23 protein-coding genes, 1 riboswitch and 1 other annotated feature (1 of these 25 only partly in view) are annotated in these 24,185 nt (G+C 44.3%); of the genes, 8 read left to right on the top strand and 15 right to left on the bottom strand.

The genetic code is table 11. The annotated features are described in order from the left end of the window. Positions 1-25: a binding site (T-box leader), on the bottom strand (it extends 205 nt beyond the left edge of the window). Positions 26-125: 100 nt separating this feature from the next. The 4 genes from B6A27_RS10025 to B6A27_RS10010 form a co-directional block, all read right to left on the bottom strand. Next, a complete protein-coding gene (locus B6A27_RS10025) occupies positions 126-701 on the bottom strand; it encodes a DUF2087 domain-containing protein (RefSeq protein WP_066150081.1) in 576 nt (191 codons plus the stop codon). A 115-nt stretch (positions 702-816) separates the two neighbouring features. After that, complete coding sequence (locus tag B6A27_RS10020) at positions 817-2,010, bottom strand: MDR family MFS transporter (protein ID WP_080862035.1); 1,194 nt, start codon at positions 2,008-2,010, stop codon at positions 817-819. A gap of 376 nt (positions 2,011-2,386) precedes the next feature. After that, on the bottom strand, positions 2,387-2,542 hold the full coding sequence (locus B6A27_RS10015; RefSeq protein ID WP_066150075.1) for a glycogen biosynthesis protein GlgD: 156 nt from the start codon (positions 2,540-2,542) through the stop codon (positions 2,387-2,389). A gap of 19 nt (positions 2,543-2,561) precedes the next feature. Further along, positions 2,562-2,825, bottom strand: coding sequence for a YtzC family protein (locus tag B6A27_RS10010; protein ID WP_044745870.1), 264 nt, complete (start codon positions 2,823-2,825; stop codon positions 2,562-2,564). 154 nt (positions 2,826-2,979) lie between these two features. Between B6A27_RS10010 and mnmL the strand changes: the two genes are divergently transcribed. Together mnmL and mnmM are read left to right on the top strand one after the other, a co-directional pair. Further along, the gene (gene mnmL / locus B6A27_RS10005; RefSeq protein ID WP_080862034.1) at positions 2,980-3,933 is read left to right on the top strand and encodes a tRNA modification radical SAM protein MnmL/YtqA; all 954 of its coding nucleotides are present in this window, start codon (positions 2,980-2,982) and stop codon (positions 3,931-3,933) included. Next, positions 3,930-4,502, top strand: a complete 573-nt coding sequence (gene mnmM, locus B6A27_RS10000) for a tRNA 5-(aminomethyl)-2-thiouridylate-methyltransferase MnmM (protein ID WP_080862033.1) — start codon at positions 3,930-3,932, stop codon at positions 4,500-4,502. The genes mnmL and mnmM overlap by 4 nt, the downstream gene beginning before the upstream one ends. A 278-nt stretch (positions 4,503-4,780) precedes the next feature. On the opposite strand, the gene B6A27_RS09995 is transcribed toward mnmM, so the two are convergent. Together B6A27_RS09995 and B6A27_RS09990 are read right to left on the bottom strand one after the other, a co-directional pair. Then, positions 4,781-5,848 carry a tetraprenyl-beta-curcumene synthase family protein gene (locus B6A27_RS09995; protein WP_080862145.1) on the bottom strand — a complete coding sequence of 356 codons (1,068 nt, stop codon included), beginning with the start codon at positions 5,846-5,848 and terminating at the stop codon, positions 4,781-4,783. Positions 5,849-5,873: 25 nt separating this feature from the next. Beyond that, positions 5,874-6,671 carry an alpha/beta hydrolase gene (locus B6A27_RS09990; protein WP_066150063.1) on the bottom strand — a complete coding sequence of 266 codons (798 nt, stop codon included), beginning with the start codon at positions 6,669-6,671 and terminating at the stop codon, positions 5,874-5,876. 91 nt (positions 6,672-6,762) lie between these two features. Between B6A27_RS09990 and B6A27_RS09985 the strand changes: the two genes are divergently transcribed. Next, positions 6,763-7,296 (top strand): gamma carbonic anhydrase, encoded by a 534-nt coding sequence (locus B6A27_RS09985; protein ID WP_044745866.1) that lies wholly within the window; start codon positions 6,763-6,765, stop codon positions 7,294-7,296. Between the two features lie 127 nt (positions 7,297-7,423). Continuing rightward, complete coding sequence (locus B6A27_RS09980; RefSeq protein ID WP_066150059.1) at positions 7,424-8,275, top strand: C39 family peptidase; 852 nt, start codon at positions 7,424-7,426, stop codon at positions 8,273-8,275. On the opposite strand, the gene asnB is transcribed toward B6A27_RS09980, so the two are convergent. Together asnB and metK are read right to left on the bottom strand one after the other, a co-directional pair. Beyond that, a complete protein-coding gene (asnB, locus tag B6A27_RS09975; protein ID WP_066150056.1) occupies positions 8,272-10,170 on the bottom strand; it encodes an asparagine synthase (glutamine-hydrolyzing) in 1,899 nt (632 codons plus the stop codon). The two genes, B6A27_RS09980 and asnB, sit on opposite strands and share 4 nt — an antisense overlap. A 185-nt stretch (positions 10,171-10,355) precedes the next feature. Next, on the bottom strand, positions 10,356-11,564 hold the full coding sequence (gene metK, locus B6A27_RS09970; RefSeq protein ID WP_044745863.1) for a methionine adenosyltransferase: 1,209 nt from the start codon (positions 11,562-11,564) through the stop codon (positions 10,356-10,358). Positions 11,565-11,726: 162 nt separating this feature from the next. Then, a riboswitch (SAM riboswitch) is annotated at positions 11,727-11,842 on the bottom strand. A gap of 220 nt (positions 11,843-12,062) precedes the next feature. Between metK and pckA the strand changes: the two genes are divergently transcribed. Further along, positions 12,063-13,649 carry a phosphoenolpyruvate carboxykinase (ATP) gene (gene pckA / locus B6A27_RS09965; protein WP_080862032.1) on the top strand — a complete coding sequence of 529 codons (1,587 nt, stop codon included), beginning with the start codon at positions 12,063-12,065 and terminating at the stop codon, positions 13,647-13,649. 212 nt (positions 13,650-13,861) lie between these two features. On the opposite strand, the gene B6A27_RS09960 is transcribed toward pckA, so the two are convergent. The 4 genes from B6A27_RS09960 to B6A27_RS09940 form a co-directional block, all read right to left on the bottom strand. Next, positions 13,862-16,477, bottom strand: a complete 2,616-nt coding sequence (locus tag B6A27_RS09960; protein ID WP_080862031.1) for a DUF2309 domain-containing protein — start codon at positions 16,475-16,477, stop codon at positions 13,862-13,864. Continuing rightward, complete coding sequence (locus B6A27_RS09955; RefSeq protein ID WP_139788109.1) at positions 16,470-17,966, bottom strand: NADH dehydrogenase subunit 5; 1,497 nt, start codon at positions 17,964-17,966, stop codon at positions 16,470-16,472. The genes B6A27_RS09960 and B6A27_RS09955 overlap by 8 nt, the downstream gene beginning before the upstream one ends. A 506-nt stretch (positions 17,967-18,472) precedes the next feature. Further along, complete coding sequence (locus B6A27_RS09945; RefSeq protein ID WP_066150041.1) at positions 18,473-18,715, bottom strand: DUF2584 domain-containing protein; 243 nt, start codon at positions 18,713-18,715, stop codon at positions 18,473-18,475. Positions 18,716-18,756: 41 nt separating this feature from the next. After that, on the bottom strand, positions 18,757-19,545 hold the full coding sequence (locus tag B6A27_RS09940; RefSeq protein WP_080862029.1) for an alpha/beta hydrolase family protein: 789 nt from the start codon (positions 19,543-19,545) through the stop codon (positions 18,757-18,759). Positions 19,546-19,639: 94 nt separating this feature from the next. Between B6A27_RS09940 and B6A27_RS09935 the strand changes: the two genes are divergently transcribed. The 3 genes from B6A27_RS09935 to B6A27_RS09925 are packed head-to-tail and all read left to right on the top strand — an operon-like array spanning position 19,640 to position 22,229. Beyond that, entirely contained in the window at positions 19,640-20,644 is a 1,005-nt protein-coding gene (locus tag B6A27_RS09935; protein WP_066150035.1) for an ABC transporter substrate-binding protein, read from the top strand. Positions 20,645-20,662: 18 nt separating this feature from the next. Next, positions 20,663-21,436 carry an ABC transporter ATP-binding protein gene (locus B6A27_RS09930; protein WP_044745856.1) on the top strand — a complete coding sequence of 258 codons (774 nt, stop codon included), beginning with the start codon at positions 20,663-20,665 and terminating at the stop codon, positions 21,434-21,436. Continuing rightward, positions 21,420-22,229, top strand: coding sequence for an ABC transporter permease (locus B6A27_RS09925; protein ID WP_066150032.1), 810 nt, complete (start codon positions 21,420-21,422; stop codon positions 22,227-22,229). Before B6A27_RS09930 ends, B6A27_RS09925 begins: the two co-directional genes overlap by 17 nt. 10 nt (positions 22,230-22,239) lie before the next feature. Here the strand turns inward: B6A27_RS09925 and ytkD are convergent, their stop codons facing one another. The 3 genes from ytkD to B6A27_RS09910 form a co-directional block, all read right to left on the bottom strand. Beyond that, the gene (gene ytkD / locus B6A27_RS09920) at positions 22,240-22,701 is read right to left on the bottom strand and encodes an RNA deprotection pyrophosphohydrolase (RefSeq protein WP_066150029.1); all 462 of its coding nucleotides are present in this window, start codon (positions 22,699-22,701) and stop codon (positions 22,240-22,242) included. 511 nt (positions 22,702-23,212) lie between these two features. Then, the gene (locus tag B6A27_RS09915; protein WP_044745853.1) at positions 23,213-23,578 is read right to left on the bottom strand and encodes a Na-translocating system protein MpsC family protein; all 366 of its coding nucleotides are present in this window, start codon (positions 23,576-23,578) and stop codon (positions 23,213-23,215) included. Positions 23,579-23,836: 258 nt separating this feature from the next. Beyond that, complete coding sequence (locus B6A27_RS09910; protein ID WP_044745852.1) at positions 23,837-24,157, bottom strand: hypothetical protein; 321 nt, start codon at positions 24,155-24,157, stop codon at positions 23,837-23,839. Positions 24,158-24,185 lie beyond the last annotated feature (28 nt).

The raw sequence follows: 24,185 nt of genomic DNA, 5'->3' as shown, positions 1-24,185 counted from the left end.
TACTAATCCTTTTCACTGTTATTTGACAATATTTTATTATAATCATTATTTTAAGAAATTTATCGGCTTGTTGCAAGTAAAGGAAAAAAATAAATGAGGCCCATCCTCTCCCCCTCTTTTTCCTGTTATTCCTTTGCCCACATTTCTTCCGGATTTAGCTCATAAATGCCATTTTCGCGATACATATAGTTGTGAATAATAAATTCGCGGCGAATCGTCGCGTAGTCATCATGAAATTTTTTAATATACTCATTTAACTGCTTTTCTTCATATTTCTCTCCTTTTTTCAGGCCTTTTAGCATGTGCTCCAGTACGATCAGTTTCTTTTTGCGTTGAGCTGGAAGATGCTTCAGCCGTCCTTCGCACGTGAAGAAATGGTCAATAACCTTTTGCCGTTCTGCCGCTTCTTTTCTATCTTTTTCCTTCTCCGCTTGCTCCGTTAAATCCGTTAACGCTGCTGCGTAATGATCAATCACTGGCTTATTTAAATAAAAATAAATGGTATTGCCGTCGCGCCGTTGATAAACGACATTCACTTCTCTTAGTTTATGCAAATGATGGGTAATGGTCGGGGGAGTCAAGCCAAGTTTTCCTGCGATTGCCTGTCCATGCAATGGCCCCTCAGCAAGCAGCTTTATCATGCGCAAGCGCGTGGGATCGCCTATCGTTTTAAAAAAGCTCACTAACCGGCTTAATTGCATCGGTTACGCCTCCTTTTCATCTGTCACCCTTAAAATTCGATGCAAATCTAATTAGATATATATTGAATTAATGGCGTATTGTCAATAAAAAACATTCGGAAGAACTCCGAATGTTTTAGACAGCAGCTTTTGTTTCGATTGGACTTTCTTGCTTAAGCTTGCGGTCATAAATCGCTGTCGTCAAAATGGCAATAAGAACAAAAACAAATAGGATCGCAAGCAGTGGCTTCATTCCAGCATGATCCACAACCAAACCGCCAAGAACTGGACCGATCATTCGTCCTGCCGTTGCCGTGCTGTTCACAATTCCTTGATAAAATCCTTCCTTTTCCTGTGATGCCAGCTGGCTGGCCACGGTTGGAATCGCGGGCCAAACCATGATTTCAGCGATGGTCAACACAACCATCGCGGCAACAAAGTGCCAAAATGCACTCGCCTTCCATAAAATCAAAAAGGAAAGGGCAAAAATAAAAAAGCCAACGATCATTTGCGGCTTCAGTTGATTGGACCAACGGCTTAACAGTTTTCCAAGAAGCGGTTGCGCCAGCACAATCAGCACTCCGTTTATGGTCCAAAGCAGGCTATATTGCCTTAATGAAAGGCCAAGCTGTTGGGTGTAAGCCGCAACAGTCGTAGACCATTGAACATAGCTTAGCCAGCATAAAAAATAACCGGTGCATAAAATCAAAAACGCACGCCACGCCGTTCGTGAATGTATAGAGACAGAAGCAGCATTTTTAATGGATGGTTTTTGCCCACTCTTCCATTGAACAGCCTTTAATCCAAAAAGAACAACAACCAAAAACAAAAGGTACATAAGAGTATTTGTGATGAAAATCCACTCAAACGAATAAGAAGCAATCCAGCCACCGAAGGATGAGCCAGCGGCTACCCCAATGTTGATCGCCACGTAGACTGCATTGAACGCCCTTCTTCCTCCTTCTGGCCAAATTGCGCCTGCATAAGCATTCACAACCGGAAAAACAATGCCAGATCCCAATCCGATCACGGCAAGTAAGATAGGATAAGCAGGCCATCCATGGAAAAAAACGAGAAAAACAATGGCCACTAAAGTCGTCACCGCTCCTAGCATTAATGACCGAAAGCCGCCCCATTTATCAAATAAAATCCCACCGAGCAGATTGCCAACGATCGTCGCAGCAGAATTCAGCATGAGCACAACCCCAGCTACCGCCAAAGATTTATGCAGCTCTTCATGAACATAAATCGCATTTAAGGGCCATAAAAAAGAAGCCCCTGTTACGTAAAAAACCATCCCAATCAGCAGCATCCAAAGCTCACGGGGCATACAAGTTCCTCCTAAAATGATTTCCATTTCCAAATTCATTGTATTCGTTTTTCAAAATTAACGCAATCAAAAAGCAATAGCGGCTTTGATACACATGGCGGCGATATAGAAATAAACTCGTGGGCCCAAAACTCATGGTCAGGAGGCAAGCGGTGCTTACCTCAGCCACGCCAAAACGCCGAAAGCGGACGATCGGCTGCTTACATAGGGAACAAAATATAGAAGCACCCAAGTTCTATCGCTCATCTCATCGGTGCAGGCAATGCCTAAAAAAATGGAGCTCGATTTTTTCTCCTTTCTGTTCAATCTTTTACACCGCTTCCTTTCCACAAAAAAGAGCTTGCCTATACATAAAAATAGGAAGCTCCTTGAACTCTTATGATTCAATATGCTGTTTCGATTTTTGCGGCTGTCCGCCCGTTTGCTCATACGCTTTTTTAGACTGTTTGACGGGGTCAAACTCTTTTCCTAATTCGGGATCGTTATGTCTCGTGGTTTGTTCGGGATTGTTTTGCTTGGAGCGTTTTTTCATGTTACCGGTTCCTCCTTTTTTAGTGATCCAGCAAAATCATGTCATTTTGCAGCTGCTCCAATTGCAATCGCATACGATGCAGCTGTTCACGCTGCTGGGCATTACAGCTTAAAGCCAAATGAGCTAAATCGTTTACTGTATTTTCAAGCATTTGCTGGGCATTCGTGTATTCCGTATCGTTATAATGCTCTTGCTTTTGCGCTTGATGATATTGATCCTTCGCATAGCGAACGACATCCTCACAATGCTGTAAAAATTGTTCAACTGATTGCCGCGTTGCCATTCTGTCCCCTCCAACTGAAAAATAATCATTTTCCACTTTTAATGTGCGCGATTCTTGTTTCCATTATGACGTTAATGATTGGCAACGGTCGATTTTTCATAAAAATCATGCTACAATGCTGAAATGACATGATGCAAACAAAAGGGGGATGCTCATGAACCCATTTCCATATACGACAGACCATAAACGCTACCATACATGGAACTATCACCTGCGACAAACATTTGGTCATAAAGTGTTCAAAGTTTCACTTGATGGAGGCTTTGATTGCCCTAACCGCGATGGCACAGTGGCTTATGGCGGATGTACCTTTTGCAGTGCAGCCGGTTCTGGCGATTTCGCGGGAAATCGTTCGGACGATTTAGTGACTCAATTCCATCATATTAAAGAAAAAATGCATGCTAAATGGAAGGAAGGGAAATATTTAGCCTACTTCCAAGCTTTCACCAATACACATGCTCCTGTTGAAGTGCTGCGCCAAAAATATGAAACCGTGCTTGGCCTAGACGGGGTCGTCGGTCTATCGATTGCCACCCGCCCCGATTGTTTGCCAGATGATGTCGTCGAATATTTAGCAGAATTAAATGAGCGAACGTATTTATGGGTCGAGCTTGGCCTGCAAACCGTCCATGAACGAACAGCGCTGCTTATTAACCGGGCTCACGATTTTTCTTGCTATGTAGAAGGAGTCAAGAAGCTTCGCAAGCACGGGATTCGCGTTTGCACTCATATTATCAACGGATTGCCGCTCGAGAATTATGATATGATGATGGAAACAGCTAAAACAGTGGCTGAGTTAGATGTCCAAGGAATTAAGATTCACTTGCTGCATTTGCTAAAAGGAACGCCAATGGTGAAGCAATATGAAAAAGGATTGCTGAAGTTTTTATCTTTTGATGAATATATCCAGCTTGTTTGCGACCAGCTCGAAATTTTGCCTCCTGAAATGATCGTCCATCGCATTACCGGAGACGGTCCCATTGATTTAATGATCGGGCCGATGTGGAGCGTTCATAAATGGGGGGTTTTAAATGCTATTGATGCCGAACTGAAAAAACGCAATAGCTATCAAGGGAAATACTGCACAAAGGAAGGGACAGCGATATGAAGCTTGCACGCATTCTCCCGTTTGCCCGTTCGCTGATTGACTTAGCGATAAAAAAAGGAGACATCGCCGTCGATGCAACGGTCGGAAACGGCCACGACACTCTATATTTAGCAGAACGTGTCGGAAAAGAGGGGCATGTGTTTGGCTTCGATATTCAATCACAAGCCATTCAAAACACAATGGGACGCCTACAAGAGCATGGTGTAATGGAGCAAGTGACATTGTTTCAAGCGAGCCATGACCAATTAATTGAAAAGATTCCGCAGCGCCATCACGGTCAGATCACCGCCGCCATTTTCAATCTCGGCTACTTGCCTGGCGGTGATAAACAAATTGTAACAAAGCCGCATTCCACCATTCGAGCGCTCGAACAGCTATTACAAATCATGGCACCGGAAGGCATCATCGTTTTGGTTATTTATCACGGGCATCCCGAAGGAGCGATTGAACGGGATGCATTGCTTAAGTATGTGCAAACATTAGATCAAAAGCAGGCCCATGTATTGCGATATGAGTTTATCAATCAAATCAACAGCCCTCCATTTATTGTAGCCATTGAAAAAAGATAAAAGTCCCACAAGCGTTGATCATCCAAGAACGGCAACAGCCCCATCCATTTGCCCGCAAAACGTTCTTTGTTTAAGAAGGGATTGCCGACTACAAAAAAAAGCGTGGAATCCAGCAAGGCCGATTCGTTTTATTGGTTGATCCACACACTTAGCTCAGCTTCATTCTTTGTCTGTTCAATGTTTGATGCGGAATGGATGAAGTTCAAAATAAATAGAAGACCAACTCAAAATGGACTTCGTCTACCATAAAAAGGGCTGTCCAAGCTATGGACAGCCCTTTACTTTATCCATTTCTGCCATGCTCGATACATGCGTCCATTCCAATAAAAAAAGTGAGAAATAGCTCCGCCGCAACGGATCAAACGCTTGGCCAATCTTTGTACTTCGCGCTGTTCATTCACCTTTCCATCTGATAAATACAGACCTAGTAACCCGCGGTGAATCAAACGATGAAAAGCTCCATGCGGCAGCTCCTCCACATGGCGATCCGCCTCCTCGATAAAATGACAAAGCCGTTCAAATAAAGCCGCGTCATTCGGATAATAAAAGCAAAAATTCAGATCTCCGCCGTTACGGTCCTCTTCTTGATCAATAAAATAATCAAGCAAAATGTGCAGTCCCTGAATATAAGGAAAATAACCGTTACGGACGCGCAAAGCCATCTCATCGTTAAACGAATCGGTAAATGCGTAGGCAACTAGGCAAAAAATTCCAAGAGTCGAACCGGAACAAGCGGAAAATTCATACCACTCCATCGGTGGAAGATGATGTTTATGCTCTTCAAACCACCGTTCAAGGCGCGGTACCCGTTCTTCTTGCTTCACATGCTTATGTACTTGCAAATTGCAATAATAGCCTGCCAGCTCCTGCAAAAATGGAGCAATAATGTGATAATGCTTCACTTGTTTCAGCACATTTTGGCAGGTATGAACAAGCTCCCAAAGGTAGCCGCCATCATTTTGTTCATTGCGATGGCGATAATAATTGAAAGGAATCGCGTCAGTCCGCAGCGCATCTGGCATCGAAGCATGCAATGTTTGAAAATCAAGCGGGTCAAGCGATGTGCTGCGGTCACATAAATTATCAAGATAATCGCTAATGGTTTGGTAAGCTACAATAAAACGGATACAGGGCGCTATATCCTCTTCAGCCAATAACGCTAAAATAGAACCTCCCTCACAATGAAAGGTTTTCGTTTCAATACTGGCCAGCGCTTGCCTTCGCAGCTCCGGATCAGGAATTGCCTCGGCTTTTCGCTTCCAATATGCTAATTCGCGGTGTACGACAGGAAATACATCGCGATAAACTCTCCTCATTAAAGAAACTGGATGCTTCGGAATACTCAACAAGCTCACCCCAACCTCATGCCGTTTACAATGTTTTTTGCAGCTGCAGCTGCGTTTCTAAAAATGCCTTTGCGTATAAAAAGACCGCTTCACGCTCCGGTTCATTAAAAATTTCGTGATATAGTAAATTCCATTCCTTATACACCTTTTCTGATACTGGCAATTTGTCAAACCATTCTTTTACAACTACTTTATCCACAATTTTATCGTTTCCGCCCTGCATGAGCAACAATGGAATATCGGAAATTTTATGAATTTTGCGAGAGGCTATTTGCATCGCTTTCACTAATTCACGATACCAGCGAACAGATACCTTCGTGACATAGAGGGAATCATTTTTATCCATCTCGCGTACTTCTTCATTTCTTGTCGCTGCTTCTACTGATAGTCCTGAGTCAAACAGCATGGAAGGAGCGATATGGTTTAATACCTTCGATAATAGATCCAAGCCTTTAGACGGATAAGTGACTAACCCTAAGCAAGGTGAAGATAAAATCGCGCCTTTGACGGGCAAGCGTTTCTCCTGCAAAGCACGGATGACCACAAGTCCCCCCATGCTATGCCCAAGCAAAAAAATCGGCAACTGAAAAGCTTGGGCGGCCTTAATCCAGTCTGCGACTTCATTGATATACTCATCAAATGATCCAATATGCCCTCTTTTCCTTCTCGTCGTGGTTCCCTGTCCTGGGAGGTCACCCATCACTACGTGAAAGCCATGTAAACGGAACATCTCGATCAGCCATTTATAGCGGCCATGATGCTCAGCCGCACCGTGAACGATAACCACCACCGATTTTGCCTGCTCTGCTTCCCATTTCCACATGCCAAAATCCCCCTTTCGCATTTACGAATATAAAAAAAGTTTGTACACTTATAGTAAATACATACCTTCATCAGAAGAAAGGAAGAAGTCCATGATTTATCCGTATAAAGATAAGCATCCGCAAATTGCAGAATCAGCGTTTATCGCCGATTATGTAACGATTACCGGCGATGTGATCATCGGTGAAGAAACAAGCATCTGGTTTAATACGGTCATCCGAGGCGATGTCGCTCCGACAAAAATCGGCAATCGCGTCAATATTCAAGATAACTCGATTTTGCATCAAAGTCCAAATAATCCGCTCATTATTGAAGATGACGTCACCGTCGGACATCAAGTCATTTTGCATAGCGCGATCATTCGTAAAAATGCGTTAATTGGCATGGGCTCTATTATTTTGGATGGAGCCGAAATTGGTGAAGGGGCATTTATCGGTGCAGGCAGCCTTGTCCCGCAAGGCAAAAAAATTCCGCCGCGAACGTTGGCGTTTGGGCGTCCTGCTAAAGTGATTCGCGAGCTGACAGAAGAGGATGAAAAAGAAATGAGCCGCATCCGCCGCGAATATGTGGAAAAAGGCCAATACTACAAATCGCTGCAGCTTCGCGCGAAAGAATCTTCTGACTGATAGGGATGATTCACTATTTTCAAAAGACCCGATCATCATCTTTTCGCTTCGCTTAAAAATTCTCCTTTTTTTCACTGAGAATATGATATGATAGGGTATGAATTTTGAAAACAAGGGAGAAAACAGCATGTCGTCTAGTCTTATTTTATTGCTTGCGCTCATCGTTCTTTTACTTGGAGCCATTACGATTTATTTGCTAAGAACGGGCTGGAAAATGATTGTTGTCGCCTTTTGCCTGGCCATGCTAGCATTGGTGATGCTTCGTCAGCATGAATTTAAAGCGGCGATTAATCGTTGGAAGCAACTGGATTTCATGAAAGAGGAAGCGAGCTTGCGCCGGGTCGTTTCCACTTTTATTGAAGAGGACATCAAACCTTTCGTTTTGCTCGATGTCCCGCTGATCTCTCAGCTTCCTGAGCTGCCGCGCGGCTGTGAAGTAACTAGTCTCGCCATGCTTCTGCAAGACGCTGGAGTGAAAGTCGACAAGATCACCTTGGCAAAGCAAGTAAAGAAGGACCCGACTCCGTTTCAACGGCGAAATGGCAAAGTATACTTTGGAAATCCGCATGATGGATTTGTCGGCGATATGTATTCTCTAACTACTCCGGGACTGGGGGTATATCACGAACCAATTGAACAGCTCGCCAAGAAATATTTGCCGCATCGAATTGTCAATTTAACCGGCAGCGATTTTAGCGAGCTGCAAAAATATCTTTCTCAAGGCTCGCCCATTTGGATCATTACAAACAGCACATTCAAAAAGCTCCCAGCCTCCGCCTTCCGCGAGTGGGATACTCCAAGCGGCCCTATTCAAATCACCTACTACGAGCATTCTGTTGTGATTACTGGATATGATAAGGACTATATTTATTTTAACGACCCGCTGAAAAAGACAAAAAATCAAAAAGCACCCAAAGCCGAGTTTTTAGATGCTTGGGTGCAAATGGGAAGACAAGCAATCACTTATCAATCGGATTAGATTGATAATGGTTGTTTGTCTTTTTTATATAAATAGGAAAAATCATACTTTTTTTCAACATAAACCTGATGCCAAATTAAAAAGGCAAACACAGTCCAAAGCTTTCGGCTATTGTCTGCTTTTCCTGCACAGTGCTCATCAAGAAGACGATACAGCTGATTTTTATGGAATAAATAATCCGTATCGCTTTCTTTAATTAAATTTTTCGCCCAATCATGCATTTCATTTTTCAACCAATGGCGAATCGGAACTGGGAACCCAAGTTTTTTACGGTGTAAAACGTGGTCAGGAACAATACCTTCTGCTGCTTTTCGCAAAATATACTTCGTTGTCTGCTGCGCCGTTTTCCATTCAGGAGCGATTTTGGCTGCTACCGCAAACACCGCTTTATCTAAAAATGGAACACGCAGCTCCAGCGAATGCGCCATTGTCATTTTATCCGCTTTTAATAAAATGTCTCCGCGAAGCCATGTATGGATATCGACATACTGCATCCGATTGACAGGCGGATAATCCGGCGTTTCCTGATAAAGAGAAGCCGTAATATTCGTATACTCCAGTCCACTACGATAACTTTTCAGCAAGCTTTGCTTTTCTGCTTCACTGTACATTTTCGCATTGCCGATATATCGTTCCTCCATCGGTGTTAAACCGCGTTCAATAAAGCTTTTCCCTTTTACTCCATCAGGAAGAATGCGGGCAATCATTCGCAATGCTGACTTCGCCGCCTGAGGCATTCGTTCAAAAACCTCCAGCGATTGCGGCTCACGGTAAATATTGTAGCCGCCAAATAACTCGTCAGCCCCTTCTCCTGAAAGGACAACGGTTACGTGCTTTCTTGCCTCGCGAGCAACGAAATAAAGCGGAACAGCCGCCGGATCAGCAAGCGGATCGTCCATATGCCACATAATTTTTGGAAGTTCATCCATATATTCTTGAGGAGAGATGACATAGCTAATATTTTCGACTCCCAGTTTTTCCGCCGTTTCCTTCGCTACGTCAATCTCGCTGAATCCTTCACGCTCAAAGCCAACAGAAAACGTCTTAATGTTGGGATGAAATTGCTTGGCAATCGAAGCAATAAGCGATGAATCAATTCCTCCTGATAAAAATGATCCGACAGGCACATCGCTGCGCATATGCACCTTCACCGAATCAAATAATACCTCGCGAATTTCTTTTACAAGCTCATCTTCAGATTGAACAACGGGCTGAAAGTTCGCTTTCCAGTAGCGATGGATCGTCAATGGTTCGCCAACTTTCTTTTTGATATAGTGGCCAGGCTCCAGCTTGCGGATTCCGGCAGACATCGTCATCGGTTCAGGGACATATTGAAATGTTAAGTAGTGCTGCAATGCTTCATAGTCAAGTAAATCATTTTCTATCGCATGCAAAATGCTTTTTTTCTCCGATGCAAAAAAGGTGCGGTCTTCCTCTTCCATATAGAAGAATGGCTTGATTCCAAAAGGATCCCGAGCGGCAAAAACCGATTTTTCTTCCTTGTCCCAAATGACAAAGGCAAACATGCCGCGCAGCTTTTCGACCGCTTTTTCTTTTTCATGGCTATATAAAGCAATAATGACTTCTGTATCGGAGTGGGTCGCAAATGGATATCCTTTTTGCAATAATTCATCACGCAGTTCAATATAGTTGTAAATTTCACCGTTAAAAATAATCCAATATTTTTCGTTTTCATACGATAACGGCTGATGACCAGCTTCTAAATCGATAATGCTGAGACGTCTAAAGCCGAAATGAACATGTTCATCAAAAAAATATCCATCATCGTCAGGACCGCGATGAGTAATCATGTCATTCATTTCTTCAAACGTTTTTTTCCATTGTTCATCAAGTGTTTTTGGATGATCATGGACACAACCTATAAAACCGCACATGCCGTTTCACCTACTTCTTTATATTCAACTCGAAAATTATACCACAGATTTGGACATTTGGAACGTTACATTTATTTTAACCATTGATTACAATAAATTAGTCGAACCTTATCAACATTCGTTGCAAATCAAACAGAAAAGAGAAAGAGAGCTACATATTCATGTAACTCTCTTTTGATGCCTTATCACTTCGCCAATGCAAGAGCCTGCTCTTTTAACGCTTCCGCTTTGTCTGTGCGCTCCCATGGAAGATCCACATCCGCGCGGCCAAAGTGACCATAGGCCGCCGTTTGTTTGTAAATCGGACGGCGCAAATCAAGCATTTTAATAATGCCAGCAGGACGAAGATCAAAGTTATTGCGCACCACTTCAATTAAAATGTCTTCAGATACCTTTCCTGTGCCAAATGTATCAATGGCGATGGACACTGGTTTTGCCACGCCGATTGCATAGGCTAGCTGCACTTCGCATTTTTCAGCAAGGCCAGCAGCGACAATATTTTTAGCGACATAACGCGCAGCATAGGCTGCCGAACGGTCAACCTTTGTCGGATCTTTTCCTGAAAACGCGCCACCGCCGTGGCGAGCATAGCCTCCATATGTGTCAACAATGATTTTACGGCCTGTTAATCCAGCGTCTCCCTGTGGACCGCCGATCACAAAACGACCTGTTGGATTGATAAAGTATTTTGTATTTTCGTCGATTAATTCCGCTGGAACAACTGGTTGAATCACATGTTCTTTAATATTGCGCACGATTTGCTCCTGCGTAATTTCTGGATGATGCTGTGTCGAAACAACAATCGTGTCGATGCGTACCGGCTTGCCATTTTCATCGTATTCCACTGTTACTTGCGTTTTGCCATCTGGACGCAAATACGGCAAAATATCTTCTTTGCGCACTTCTGAGAGACGGCGAGCTAATTTGTGCGCCAGCGAAATCGGCAGAGGCATAAGCTCTTTTGTTTCATTGCAAGCAAATCCAAACATCAATCCTTGGTCGCCCGCGCCAATCGCTTCGATTTCTTCGTCAGTCATCTGACCTTCACGCGCCTCTAATGCCTGGTCAACACCCATGGCAATATCAGGTGATTGCTCGTCGATCGATGTCAATACTGCGCATGTATCAGCATCAAAGCCAAATTTCGCACGAGTATAACCAATTTCGCGAACCGTATCGCGAACGATTTTCGGAATATCCACATATGTGGATGTCGTAATTTCTCCGCTCACTAATACAAGACCCGTTGTTACGCTTGTTTCGCATGCTACGCGGGCATTTGGATCTTTTGCTAAAATCGCATCTAAAATCGCGTCGGAAATTTGGTCGCAAATTTTATCAGGATGGCCTTCTGTAACAGATTCAGAAGTGAATAAACGGCGTTTGGCTGACATTCGTTGTTTTCCTCCTCTTATGTTCATGTTTGAGAGACGCCGCCTTTTGCGCCTCTGATCACTGAAAAATTGATACGGCACTCATTCCCCCGCTTATATAAACGAAAAAACCTTTCCTTCGATATCGAGGAAAGGTGATTTGCTTTCATATCGCGCCTTTCACTCTTATCGTTCAAGGGCTATGCCTTGCCACAGGTTAGCACCATTTCACATGTATAATTGTTGTGACGGTTGCTGGGTTTCATTGGGCCTGTCCCTCCACCAACTCGGGATAAGAGTAACCGTTCAATATGTTATCATAGCTTAATCAACAAAAAAAAGTCAACATGATTCGGCAAAATTTTTTCATGTTGCACAGGGTAATTTTCTCCATATGTATTTGCAACAAAATAGACAAAAAATAAACGTGAAAAATTACGTTAAATAGTATGGACTAATTATTTAAATGTGTTATACTAATTTCAGGTTTATAACTTTACAAAAAGGTAGGTTTTGTAGATGAGCATTGTTGATGTTACCAATAAGTTGAATATACTGCTCCAACGGCAAAACATACAGCAAAATTTGTCTGTTTCTCAACTAGTAGAAAAAGTTCTTGAGCGCAAAGAAGGAATGCTGACAGCGACTGGCGCGGTTGCCACTACAACTGGAAAATATACGGGACGTTCACCAAAAGATAAATATATTGTAGCGGAAGCCTCCACAAAAGAAAAAATCGATTGGGGCACAGTTAATCAACCGATTTCCGAAGAAGTCTTTGATCAATTATATCATAAAGTCATCGACTATTTAATGCAAAAAGATGAGATATTCGTATTCAAAGGCTTCGCTGGAGCTGATCCGGCCTATCGCCTGCCTATTCAGGTTATCAATGAATTTGCTTGGCACAATTTATTCGCACATCAGCTTTTTATCCGTCCGACACAGGAAGAGCTGGAAACACACGATGCACAGTTCACAGTCATTTCCGCACCAAACTTCAAAGCGGATCCAGCTGTCGATGGAACAAAATCAGAAACGTTTATTATCATTTCGTTTGAACGCCGCATCGTGCTCATTGGCGGTACTGAATATGCGGGAGAAATTAAAAAATCCATTTTCTCTGTGATGAATTTCCTTCTTCCAGAGCAAAACATTTTACCAATGCACTGCTCGGCAAACGTCGGTCCAGAAGGAGATGTCGCACTATTTTTCGGATTATCAGGAACCGGAAAAACGACGCTTTCTGCCGATCCGAAGCGCCGTTTAATTGGAGACGATGAACATGGCTGGTCCAATAGCGGAGTGTTTAACATTGAGGGCGGCTGCTATGCAAAATGCATCAATCTTTCACGTGAAAAAGAGCCGCAAATCTTTGATGCGATCCGCTTTGGCGCTGTACTGGAAAACGTCGTTCTAGATGAAAACACACGCACTCCTGACTACGACAACGCAACGTTGACCGAAAATACGCGCGCAGCGTATCCGATTCAATCGATCGACAATATTGTTGATCCAAGCGTCGCTGGCCATCCGGCAACTATCGTGTTCTTGACAGCTGACGCATTCGGCGTTTTACCGCCAATCAGCAAGCTTACAAAAGAACAAGCGATGTATCATTTCTTGAGCGGCTATACAAGCAAATTGGCTGGCACAGAACGCGGCATTACGTCACCGCAAGCAACGTTCTCGACTTGCTTTGGAGCTCCGTTCCTACCGCTTCCAGCAACACGTTATGCAGAAATGCTCGGCAAAAAAATCGACGAGCATCAAGTACAAGTGTTTTTAGTGAATACAGGCTGGACCGGTGGGGAATACGGAGTCGGCAGCCGCATGAAACTGCAATATACGCGAGCAATGGTGCAAGCAGCCCTTGAAGGCGAGTTGAACAACGTCGAAACGGTACAAGATCCAATTTTTGGGTTACAAATTCCGGCGCATGTTCCTGGAGTGCCTGATGAAGTATTGCTTCCAAAAAATACGTGGGCTGATCAAGAAGCATACGAGCAAAAAGCAAAAGATCTTGCCGCAAAATTCCGTGAAAACTTCAAAAAATTTACGAATGTCGATCCAAGCATTGAAAAGCTTGGCGGACCAATTGCTTAATATTTAGGGGGCATCTTCCGTCGTGTAGATCCCCCCTTTTTTTGTACATGTAGCAACCCTAAAACTTGCATAAACCTCTCCCACCTCCATTTCGTTAAGAGGGAGAAGACTTCTCGGTCCATGTGTTAAAATTCCTCTTCACCCATTTTGGTCCTGATTATATGGAAAGCCGCTTAGCCAATCACTTGGACTAAGCGGCTTTTCCAGATCTTTTAAAATAGGGAGCGTCCCCACGACACCCATTCCCCGCTATCGGGATCAATCGATGCGAGACGGAGCCAGCCATTTTTCACTTTTTGAGAAAAAGGCAAGTGCTCGGTGAGCAAACGCTCAATATAGTAACGCGGCGCTTCAATGACAACAAGCAATCGAAGCGGCGAATGAAATAACTCCTGATCCGAAGCGGCTACGGACTGCCAAGGCAGCCCAGTAAGCAAATCGCTGGCGTTGCCTTGCATCACTCCAATCCCGGAAGTGACCGTCTGCGTCGTTTTGCTGCCGCTTCCGTAATAGTGAGGGGCAACGGTCGATGCGTAATATTGCAAATTAATCCATTGTCCTACTGTAGCCGGTCCGCTGATAATGCCCGAGAGAAGCTCACCAGTAGGATCTTGTCGCCAATCGTAGCTGTGTAAAAATACTCTTCCATCGAGATGGCAATGCTTTGTTCGGCTACGGCTGCCAATTACAAACGCGGCATTTCCCGCAAGCCCCCATTCCGGGCGAATTTCACTCCAGTCAACAGCCCGACGCTGTACCTCCGCTACCGCATCATTTGGTCTTTTTCCAATGGACGGCAATTTTGCACACCGCTCCTCATTCGCATTCCGGCTTACTTTAGGAAGCACGCTTTCTACTAAGTGGAACGCCTGCTGTGCTGATTCTGATAACACCGGAATTTCAATCCAGCGCAGTTCATCGATCGTTGTCACATGCTCTGCAGCCACAAATACGGTTTCATCTGGAATGACGATACCGCGTTGCGCAAGTCCCTCGCGTACTTCTGGCAAATTGCCAAGAGCGGCAAACACTCGGGCATTAAATGCTCCCGCTGCTCCGCCACATGCACCGCAATCGAGCGAAGAAGCATACGGATTATTCACTGTTGCGCTTTCATGGCCGCATACGATCACCAATGGCGCAAACGATGAAGTCAGTCCTATACTGTGAAGCAGCTGCTGAACGTATTGAATTTTTTCCTCCGTTGAAAATCCGATGGGCAGATCTGATGCTTCTGATTTCTCTTGCCGTTCGAGCACCAGCGCTGTTGACGGCTTTTTCTCCATCGTCTCTTCTATCTTTCGGAACAAATGACCTGCCTTCTCAGGAGCGGCGCTGCGCATAAGAGTATGCAATCCAAGCCAAGATCCGCTCATTTCGGGCAATAATAAACTCGCTAGCAAATTTTGCTTTACTTTCTTAAATATTTGTCCGGCAAACCGGAACATATTGCGACGGCGTCGATAATCCGTCATGCTTTCCGGTACAGCAGCCACTTCACAAATCTCCTGCTGCGGTTGGACGATGGCCGGACATGATGGGTGAGTATGATGGCTATCCAGTTCACGCGTCTTGATCGGAATGCCAAAAAATCCAGCACATCCATACGTTTCAAATGGTCCGGCTTCTTCAAGATGACGGCGAAACACTTCTGAACGAACGTCAATGCAAAAAAGAAACTGGGCAGCAGGTTTCTGCTCATCTGCAGAACAAGAAGATCGAATCGTTGTCTTTAACTGTTCTTCATACGTTTCTTCCCATGCCTCAAGCCAAAGGCGGTATCGCTCCAAGCGCCAAAAGCGGTCGGCAAACGCTAGGCGGGCGCATTGTTCCTCTGCTTTCAGTTGCTGCCATTTAGCTGCTGTCATACCTCCCCAATGTAGCCACGCAACCAATAGCTGACGCCAATCATCAGCAACATCATCGTCCATGCTAGGATCCAATGGCAAATCCGGAGCCATCAATGCCCATTCTAGCGAAAGACGAATGGCCAAATAATCGACGAGTAAGGCGGTATCTTGACCCGTTTGTTTAGAACGCCAGAGCAACATGCCAGCCCATCCCGGCAAAGCCAGAAGGTGGGCTTCAAGATAGTTGACCGCTGTCTCTTCATCTACGTTCAATTCAGACAAGACGCGCTGCAACGCCAGCTCTGGAGCACTCGGCCAGTCAAAAAGCCGTTGCCGTTCATCTTTCGTCAACGCCGGATCATGCCCGACCAGCTGGCGCCAGGCGCCAAACAATCCAAGCTCTCGAAATGGCAGCCCCCACGCCGCCTGTCCTTCATCTAAAAACAATTTGCACCATTTTATCATTTGCTGATCAAGACGTTGTTTTTGCTTGCTATTATGCGCACTTAACGGCTGAATAACCGCGTTCCGCCAAGAAGTAGCTGTCGGCAACTGATTCCATTCAGAGGAAGCCAACCATTCCGCTGGTACCTCATCATTCCAAAGAAAGGCGCGGCATAATCGTTCTGCTTCATGGCGAGGCACTGAAAGATTCTGTGCATCAAGCCAGCGATGCAGCTTTCTCTCCAAAAATGAGAGATCAATTTCGCCTTTTTCAAGCGCTGCACGAAAGGATGCCATCGTCGGATATAGATGGATGCCAGGCATGCGTTGAAATCGTTCGGCCACTTCTGAAAATGGTAAATATTCAAGTTCCATCCACGGATGACGGGCAATGAAAGTAGAGATAGGCCAAAGCGGAGCAATGACTTCGCTTGCCTTCTCGACTATCTTAGCGATTGGGCGCTCTATGCCAGACACCGCTTTTCGTGTTGCCTGCTTGCGGGGACGTTCAAGCGAAATGGCCTGTTTACTCATCACTAGCTCCCTCCTTCACATAAATGCTCAAATAGTGCGGGTGTGGTTCAACAGTTGATAGGCGCGGCTCCCCAAAATGAACAAGCCACATATAGAATCGGACAAACAATAGAGATGAACGATGCCGAACAATCCAGAAAGTAACGATAGCAGCAGAAGCAAACAATACAAATGCCAGCCATTCGAGCGCAGACGGCGGTGCGCTTCCAGATGGTAACGCAGCTTGCACAAACTCCGTCAAGAAATGTCTTACTTCTTCAGAAGCTAATGCTAGCATGACCACCGTCACCAACCCAAGCCAGCGCCCTTCACGAAAATCGGCAAGACGTCCCCAGGCTATCATCATCGATGCTCCAAGAAGCAATGCGCTGAAAAGCCGAGTCGGCTCTGAAGGAGAAGCAATCCAAAACGCCATCCCCACTGCTAATCCTATTAAAGCGCCTCCCCACCAGGATCCGCCTCCTTTCACACGCACAATGCGTTCAGGACGCGGTACAACAGATCCTGATTGCAAGAACAATGTCGCTTTGAACAATCCATGCAAAATCAGATGAACCACAGCTGCCCCGTAAGCGCCTAAAGCACATTGAACGAACATCACTCCCATTTGCGCCATCGTTGAAGCGACTAACTGCCTCTTATAATCGACGTGGACAAAGCTAATACCTGTACCGAGCAAAATAGATAGAAAGGCGATAATAAATAGCGCCTCATGCGCCGCTGGCATGTTAAATAGTGGGGAAAAGCGCGCCAACAGCAGGCCGCCAGCATTAACGAGTCCTGCATGCATCACCGCTGATACAGGAGTCGGAGTCACTGCAGACTCAAGCAACCAGCGATGAAACGGCCATTGTCCCGCCGGAATCAGCGCAGCCAATAGCAATAATCCGTTCATTGCTATTCTTCCCCAAAAGCTTATCTCTGCCAATTGATCCGCTAATAAAGCGGCCGACATGCTCCATTTCCCCGTCACAGTCCATATCCATACAGCCAACACCGCCACTGCCAGCCAACTTGCCAAAAACATGATTCCCATTTGCATCGCAGCCGCGCGTGACGGCGCCCATTCCCTTTTTAACCATGTCAACACGGCAAGACCAACGAATGGCAGTCCCCAACAAATGGCCATTACGCGCAAATCATTGCTGCTCCATATGACCGATGCCGCTCCAGCAGTCCATGTTAACAGCCAAAAATAATGCCGGTATGCGCGATCGCCATGCAAATAGCGCAGCGAAAACGTTTGAATGATCCAACTGAGTAAAGAAATATAGAAGGCCATAAGCCAACTAATTCCATCGAATCTCCATGCTCCAACTTCCGTCCCTGATCCCGCTCCGATCCATCCGATAAGCGCCGCGGCCGCCGGCAGCAGCAATAAACGGGTATGAATGTATACGTAACGCTCCGGAATACGCGAATATAGACATAGGGCACCGCTGACAAATACGATTCCTACTGAAATAAACCAACTCCATATAAATAACAATCCGTTTCCCCCTCTCCTTCTCCTCCGTGCATGGTGCTTATTAATGACGTTGGAAAGAAAAGAAAAAACCGACTATGCCATTGGACAGAGGCGCCTTTTTCAGCAAAAGGCTGCCCTTCTGTCTATCAATGAATCATAGCCGGTTTATCTTCATTCCATCTATGTGATTTCCAGATCGTAGAAGATCTCCCGTCCCTGCTTTTCCATGATTGGGTTTCCTCCAACAAGCCGAGGTGAACGCCACCCTGCTTTTTGAAGAACTCCCTGCATGGAAGAATATACAAATATTATGATATTTACTATAAAAAAGTTATTATCATTATACAACAATTTTGTCAACTTTGCATCCTTTATTTTTTATATGACTCATGATCGTAATAAATACAACGAAAAGATGCAAGCCAAGCGCTTATCAACAAAAACGATTTTGCTCCGAGGCAAAATCGTTTTTGATCCATTCGCGATTTCATTGGGAGGCAGAGGGCTCCAGATCCATCTAGAAAATGCTAGTTGGTCGAATGAAGCGAGATGAGTTCATATGTGATAATCGTTCGGTTATTCGCCAGTTCTAGCTTTTTAACTACTGCTTGTCCGCTTGCTTCGCTTTGCAACGTCCGCTTTACTTCAAGGGGGATATCGATTGGATAAAGGCGGTATCCTTCCTTTTCAAGCACAAACAAATTATCTTCAATTCGCTGTTCTTTTCCCTTTGTCACAATCAATGTTTGCAATTCTAATGGCATCCCCATTTATATCTACATCCTTTCCTCTTCGTTCTTTATTTATAGTATCATGACCGTCCCTGCTGTTTCATCCATTCCGCTAAACGATGAACCGTTTCCCGATTGTCCTTTGGTGGAAAATAATGTGTGAAGTCAGGGAAATACCAAGCCGTCACAGGCTTTTCTAGTTCTTTTAGCCGCTTTTCAAGCCGATAAGCATGTTCTATCGAGACGTTGTGATCTTTTTCGCCATGAATAATCAGCACAGGCGCTTTGATGCGATCAATGCTATAAAGCGGTGTTCGCCAACGATAGCGCTCCGGATATTTTGTCGGCGTTCCGCCAATGACCCGCTTCATCATTTTTCGCAAGTCAAGCCGCTCCCAATACGTCAACATCACATCGGAAACTCCTCCCCAAACAACAACTGAACAAATTTGATTTTCTAAGATAGCTGTATGGAGGGCCATAGCTCCTCCGCGAGAAAAACCGAACACGTGAATGCGTCTGCTATCTACCTGCGGGAGGTTTTGTAGCACCCGAAAAGCACTTAACGCATCATAGCGATCTTCTCCAACAAAATCTTCATTTCCTTCCCCACCCTGATTGCCGCGATAAAAAGGAGCCATGACGACAAATCCCTCAGCTGCAAATTGCGTAATTCGGGAAAGACGCACCTTCCCAACATTTTTCATTCCGCCGCGAAGATAAAGGAAGCCATCATAAGTCCCTTTAGCTTTCGGTATCGCTAAAAATCCTTTTACTTGCAATCCTTGCGATAAATAGGTAATTAAGAATACATCGATATGCGGATTAGGTGATGGAAATCGATGTTTCTCTATGATCTGTCCATCCATGTCTTTCTTCCTTTCCATAGGCATTCACACATTTTTTCCGACAGCATACGATAAGGTACATATTTAACATCTATTACTAAGGAGGTTTATAACAATGAAAAAATGGCTGCGCACCGCGCTGATTTCATTTTTCACCATTAGCTTCGTCATCTCGGCAGCCTGCGAAAAGCAGGATCAGCCTTCTGTACAAAAAGTTCGCGTTGCAGAAGTCACCCGTTCCATTTTTTACGCTCCTCAATATGTTGCCATTTCTAAAGGATTTTTTAAGAAGGAAGGGCTTGATGTCGAATTATCAACCGCATGGGGCGGAGACAAAACGATGACATCCCTGCTCTCCGGCGGCTCGGATATTGCCTTAGTCGGTTCCGAAACATCGATCTATGTCTATAGCCAAGCAACGAAAGATCCTGTTATTAATTTTGCCCAATTAACCCAAACAGATGGGACGTTTCTCGTTGCTCGCAAAAAAATCGATCATTTCTCTTGGGATTCACTAAACGGAAGCACCTTTCTCGGTCAAAGAAAAGGCGGCATGCCGCAAATGGTCGGGGAATTTGTCCTCAAAAAACACGGAATTGATCCGAAACAAGACTTAAAGCTCATTCAAAATATTGATTTCGCCAACATTCCTAGTGCATTTGCCAGCGGTACAGGAGACTATGTTCAATTATTTGAGCCAACTGCCAGTATTTTTGAACAGGAAGGAAAAGGATACATTGTCGCTTCCTTTGGAACAGAATCCGGGCATGTTCCATATACTTCCTTCATGGCCAAACGAAGCTTTATCAAAAATAATCAAGCAACGATCCAAAAGTTTACTCGCGCTCTTTATCAAGCGCAGCAATGGGTCGAAACCCATACCGCTGCAGAAATTGCAAAAGCCATCCAACCATACTTTAAAGATACAGATATTTCCATTATTGAAAAAGTCGTCGATCGCTACAAAAAACAAGGCAGTTATGCAACTGACCCCGTTCTTGACGAAGAAGAATGGAACAACCTGCAAGCCATTATGAAAGAAGCAGGGGAATTGCCGCCACACTCAGACTATTCCGCGCTTGTCGACAACTCCTTTGCGAAAAAAACAATCGAAAAATAAGAACGGCAGGTGAACAAGATGAGTTTTTTAGTTGTTCATGACATCAGCCACACGTATTTTACCGAAAAAACAGCTACTACAGCCTTAGAGCATATATCCTTGTCCATCGATCAAGGAGAATTCGTTTCTTTTATTGGTCCTAGCGGCTGCGGAAAAACCACCTTGCTTTCTATCATTGCCTCTCTTATTCAGCCGACAGAAGGAACCGTCACGCTGGAAGGGAAAAAAATGCAGGCCATTCATCCAGCTGTCGGCTATATGCTGCAGCAGGACTATCTATTCCCTTGGAAAACAATCGAAGAAAATCTTTTTCTCGGTTTAAAGATTATGGAGATTGATACCCCAGAAATGCGAGCCAGCGCGCTTTCATTGCTTGAACGCATGGATCTAAAGGGAACGGAAAAGCATTACCCGAATCAATTGTCAGGAGGCATGCGCCAGCGAGCTGCCCTAGCCCGGACGTTGGCAACGGATCCGAAAATTTTGCTGCTTGATGAGCCATTTTCCGCTTTAGATTATCAAACCAAACTCAGATTAGAGGAACTCGTTTGGCAAACCTTGAAAGAATACAGCAAAACCGCCTTGCTTGTCACTCATGATATTGGCGAAGCCATTGCCATGAGCGATCGAATTTTCTTATTCGCAGCTAAACCCGGACGCCTTGTACGAACGTTCCTCGTACCTAGCGAGCTTCGGCAGTTGCCGCCATTTGCCGCCCGGCAGCATCCGTCCTTTTCCGAGCTGTTCCAATTTCTTTGGAAGGAGCTGGATTCACTTGAAACCACTTACTAATCACAAGCCATCCTTGCATGACCAGTATCTTGCATCGCTTCGAAAAGAGAAACGGTGGGTTCGTTTTTATCAGCTCATCATTTTCGTTGGTTTTTTCATGCTTTGGGAGGCTGCTAGCCGCTATCAATGGATTGATCCGCTTTTGTTCAGCTCCCCGTCAAAAATCTGGTCATTGTTGATGGGAAAGATAGAAGATGGATCGCTTTTTTCACACATTGGTGTTACCTTATTTGAAACCGTGCTTGGATTTATTCTTGGTACGCTTCTTGGCACATGCTTAGCCGCATTGCTTTGGTGGTTTCCGCGCTTTTCTAAAATCGCTGATCCGTATTTAGTCATTTTAAACGCCATGCCCAAAGTAGCGCTCGGTCCGATTTTAATCGTCGCATTTGGACCTAATTTTTCTTCGATTATCGCGATGGGAACCGTTATCTCTGTGATCATTACCACCATCGTCGTCTATACCTCGTTTCGCGAAGTGGACGCGAATTATATCAAGGTGCTCAAAACTTTCGGAGCCAGCCGTTTTCAATGCTTTAAAGAAGCCGTTCTGCCCGCTTCATTCCCAGCCATTATCTCCACTTTAAAAGTGAATGTCGGCTTATCTTGGGTTGGAGTGATCGTCGGTGAGTTCCTTGTTTCCAAGCAAGGGCTTGGGTACATGATTATTTATGGATTCCAAGTATTTAATTTCACGCTCGTTCTGCTAAGTCTGCTTATTATTGCTGTTTTAGCCACTTTGATGTACCAAATAGTGGCTTTAATCGAAAAATCGCTGATCAAAAACCGATAGAGACGTTCAATTACAGAGAACGTCTCTTTATTTCTTCAAGTGTATACATAAGCACATCGTCTTTCATAATAAAACTGAAGCGTTCATCTGTTCTTACATGCTGAGGCAGTTCCTTTAACAGAACTGGGCCATCTGTTTCCAAATAGGTGGACTGTGGCTGAAGCGCTTCAATTTCAGCAAAATAAATATTTTTAATCATCTCATTTCCAATTTTGTACTGCCCGATATATTCCAGCTGTTCGATGACTCCCCCGGTCTCTTCTCTCACTTCGCGAATCGCTGCTTGTTCAGGTGTTTCCTTTCCTTCCCTCTTTCCTCCAGGAAACTCTAAACCACGTTCGCGATGATTGGTCAGCAACCACTGCTGGTGGTAACGGCAGACGACCCAAACATGATCGGGCGTTTTGGAAAACGGATGGTCAGCAAATGACAACTGCACTTGATTTCCATAATAGTCCCAAAAAACAAACATCCTTATCAAACTCCATTGTCATGATCTTTATTCCTATTATACTTCTCACTTTACTCGCAGTGCCAGTTAAGCTTAAGCGCTATATAATGTGTCGGCCAGCCAATAAAAGCCGATTGGCATCGCTTCATTCCCCGCTTTTCTGCCGTAGTCGCACACCGTTTGTTTGCCGACTGGAATGTTTCAGCATGCTTTTTTGAATTTACGGGCAAATGCGTTTGTTTCGAGGAGAAAAGCGGAAAAGCTTGTGTGTCATCCTATCATTCTGTGGTTTTTTATTAAAAACAATGGAGCATCAACACCTGTTTACTTGCTTATACCAAGAAGCCACTTGGCATGTCCAGCTTCAAGTGGCATTTATATTATAGAAACCTCAAACATTCGCCGTACTAACTTCTCGCAAAAATAAAGAGAGGCAGCCTGCAGCCGAAAAATCAACTGATTAGGCAGCCTTCTTCATAAGAAATACAAAAAACGATAAAGAAAATGAAAGAACTAGGTGAACTGCACTCCGTTATTTTTGAAATTCTTCTTCAAAGTTGTCGGCTAGCGAAAACACAATAATCCGTTCTCCTGTACGGGTGCTTATATCTGTATGAACACTCATTACTTGTTTTCCCGTCATCGTTACGATGATCTCTCTTAGCTGCTCGCTGCCTGATTCAATTAAATCTGAGCGAATTCTTTTAACAGCCAACAGCCCTTCTTTTGTCTCTGCCAATTTTTGTTCAGCAGGTGTTAAAAGTCCGCGCATTTGCACAATAATCATATTGCGGATAATATCCGTTTTAACGGATATGGGGCCCCTCCCCAAATACTCTTTCTCCCATTGCGTCAGAGCCCGGCTAATTTGATCTTCCATCTCTCCTTTAGATTTCATTCGTATTTCTCCCCCTTCGAAACAAAAACGGCATGCTCCACTATAAAAAGTGAAACATACCGATCCATCTCGGTTCACATCACATCACTTAATCCATTCGTTCGCTTCTTCCTTTTGCTCGTCTCCTTCACAAAAGCGCGAAAGCTGTCCATGTCATTTAGTTATCAAGTCCTTGTCTCAATTTATTTTTTATTATAGCGAATCGATTTGGACTGTCAAGAAAAACAAAGGTATGACATGAAGCGCAGCAGCCCATCCTTATTCTTGAACCCATCCCATTGAGCGAATATGCTGCCTTGCTTCTTCATTTCCTAATTTATAAATAAGCTGATAAATTTTTTTCATCGTATCATCGTATGCATCGTTTTCGCGATCATAATGATACTGTATATATGGAACATGCGCTCTCCAAAACGCCTGCCAATCAGAGGAATAGTTTTGATCAAAATATTCCCTTAATTGAATAATTTCTTCGTCCGTTGCCTCGATTTGAAAATCCCATGGAGACGCTGTCTTTACTTGAGAGATTTCACCGTGAGCAATCGACACATAATACGTTTTTTTATTTTGCTCTTTCACACCCTTCAGCTCCTTTACAATCTGTCCT

The organism is Anoxybacillus sp. UARK-01 (assembly GCF_002075365.1).
In the GTDB taxonomy this organism is placed as follows: domain Bacteria; phylum Bacillota; class Bacilli; order Bacillales; family Anoxybacillaceae; genus Anoxybacteroides; species Anoxybacteroides rupiense.
This window is presented reverse-complemented; position numbering and strand designations above follow the sequence as displayed.

Bases quoted from the DNA above. Each gene is read 5' to 3' on its own strand.
- B6A27_RS09935 (WP_066150035.1), top strand. From the start codon at position 19,640: ATGAAAAAATGGCTGCGCACCGCGCTGATTTCATTTTTCACCATTAGC.
- B6A27_RS09930 (WP_044745856.1), top strand. From the start codon at position 20,663: ATGAGTTTTTTAGTTGTTCATGACATCAGCCACACGTATTTTACCGAA.
- B6A27_RS09985 (WP_044745866.1), top strand. From the start codon at position 6,763: ATGATTTATCCGTATAAAGATAAGCATCCGCAAATTGCAGAATCAGCG.
- B6A27_RS10010 (WP_044745870.1), bottom strand. From the start codon at position 2,825: ATGGCAACGCGGCAATCAGTTGAACAATTTTTACAGCATTGTGAGGAT.
- B6A27_RS09945 (WP_066150041.1), bottom strand. From the start codon at position 18,715: ATGGGGATGCCATTAGAATTGCAAACATTGATTGTGACAAAGGGAAAA.
- mnmL (WP_080862034.1), top strand. From the start codon at position 2,980: ATGAACCCATTTCCATATACGACAGACCATAAACGCTACCATACATGG.
- B6A27_RS09980 (WP_066150059.1), top strand. From the start codon at position 7,424: ATGTCGTCTAGTCTTATTTTATTGCTTGCGCTCATCGTTCTTTTACTT.
- B6A27_RS09960 (WP_080862031.1), bottom strand. From the start codon at position 16,477: ATGAGTAAACAGGCCATTTCGCTTGAACGTCCCCGCAAGCAGGCAACA.
- ytkD (WP_066150029.1), bottom strand. From the start codon at position 22,701: ATGTTTGTTTTTTGGGACTATTATGGAAATCAAGTGCAGTTGTCATTT.
- B6A27_RS09990 (WP_066150063.1), bottom strand. From the start codon at position 6,671: ATGTGGAAATGGGAAGCAGAGCAGGCAAAATCGGTGGTGGTTATCGTT.
- pckA (WP_080862032.1), top strand. From the start codon at position 12,063: ATGAGCATTGTTGATGTTACCAATAAGTTGAATATACTGCTCCAACGG.
- metK (WP_044745863.1), bottom strand. From the start codon at position 11,564: ATGTCAGCCAAACGCCGTTTATTCACTTCTGAATCTGTTACAGAAGGC.
- asnB (WP_066150056.1), bottom strand. From the start codon at position 10,170: ATGTGCGGTTTTATAGGTTGTGTCCATGATCATCCAAAAACACTTGAT.
- B6A27_RS10020 (WP_080862035.1), bottom strand. From the start codon at position 2,010: ATGCCCCGTGAGCTTTGGATGCTGCTGATTGGGATGGTTTTTTACGTA.
- B6A27_RS09915 (WP_044745853.1), bottom strand. From the start codon at position 23,578: ATGAAATCTAAAGGAGAGATGGAAGATCAAATTAGCCGGGCTCTGACG.
- B6A27_RS10025 (WP_066150081.1), bottom strand. From the start codon at position 701: ATGCAATTAAGCCGGTTAGTGAGCTTTTTTAAAACGATAGGCGATCCC.
- B6A27_RS10015 (WP_066150075.1), bottom strand. From the start codon at position 2,542: ATGAAAAAACGCTCCAAGCAAAACAATCCCGAACAAACCACGAGACAT.
- B6A27_RS09940 (WP_080862029.1), bottom strand. From the start codon at position 19,545: ATGGATGGACAGATCATAGAGAAACATCGATTTCCATCACCTAATCCG.
- mnmM (WP_080862033.1), top strand. From the start codon at position 3,930: ATGAAGCTTGCACGCATTCTCCCGTTTGCCCGTTCGCTGATTGACTTA.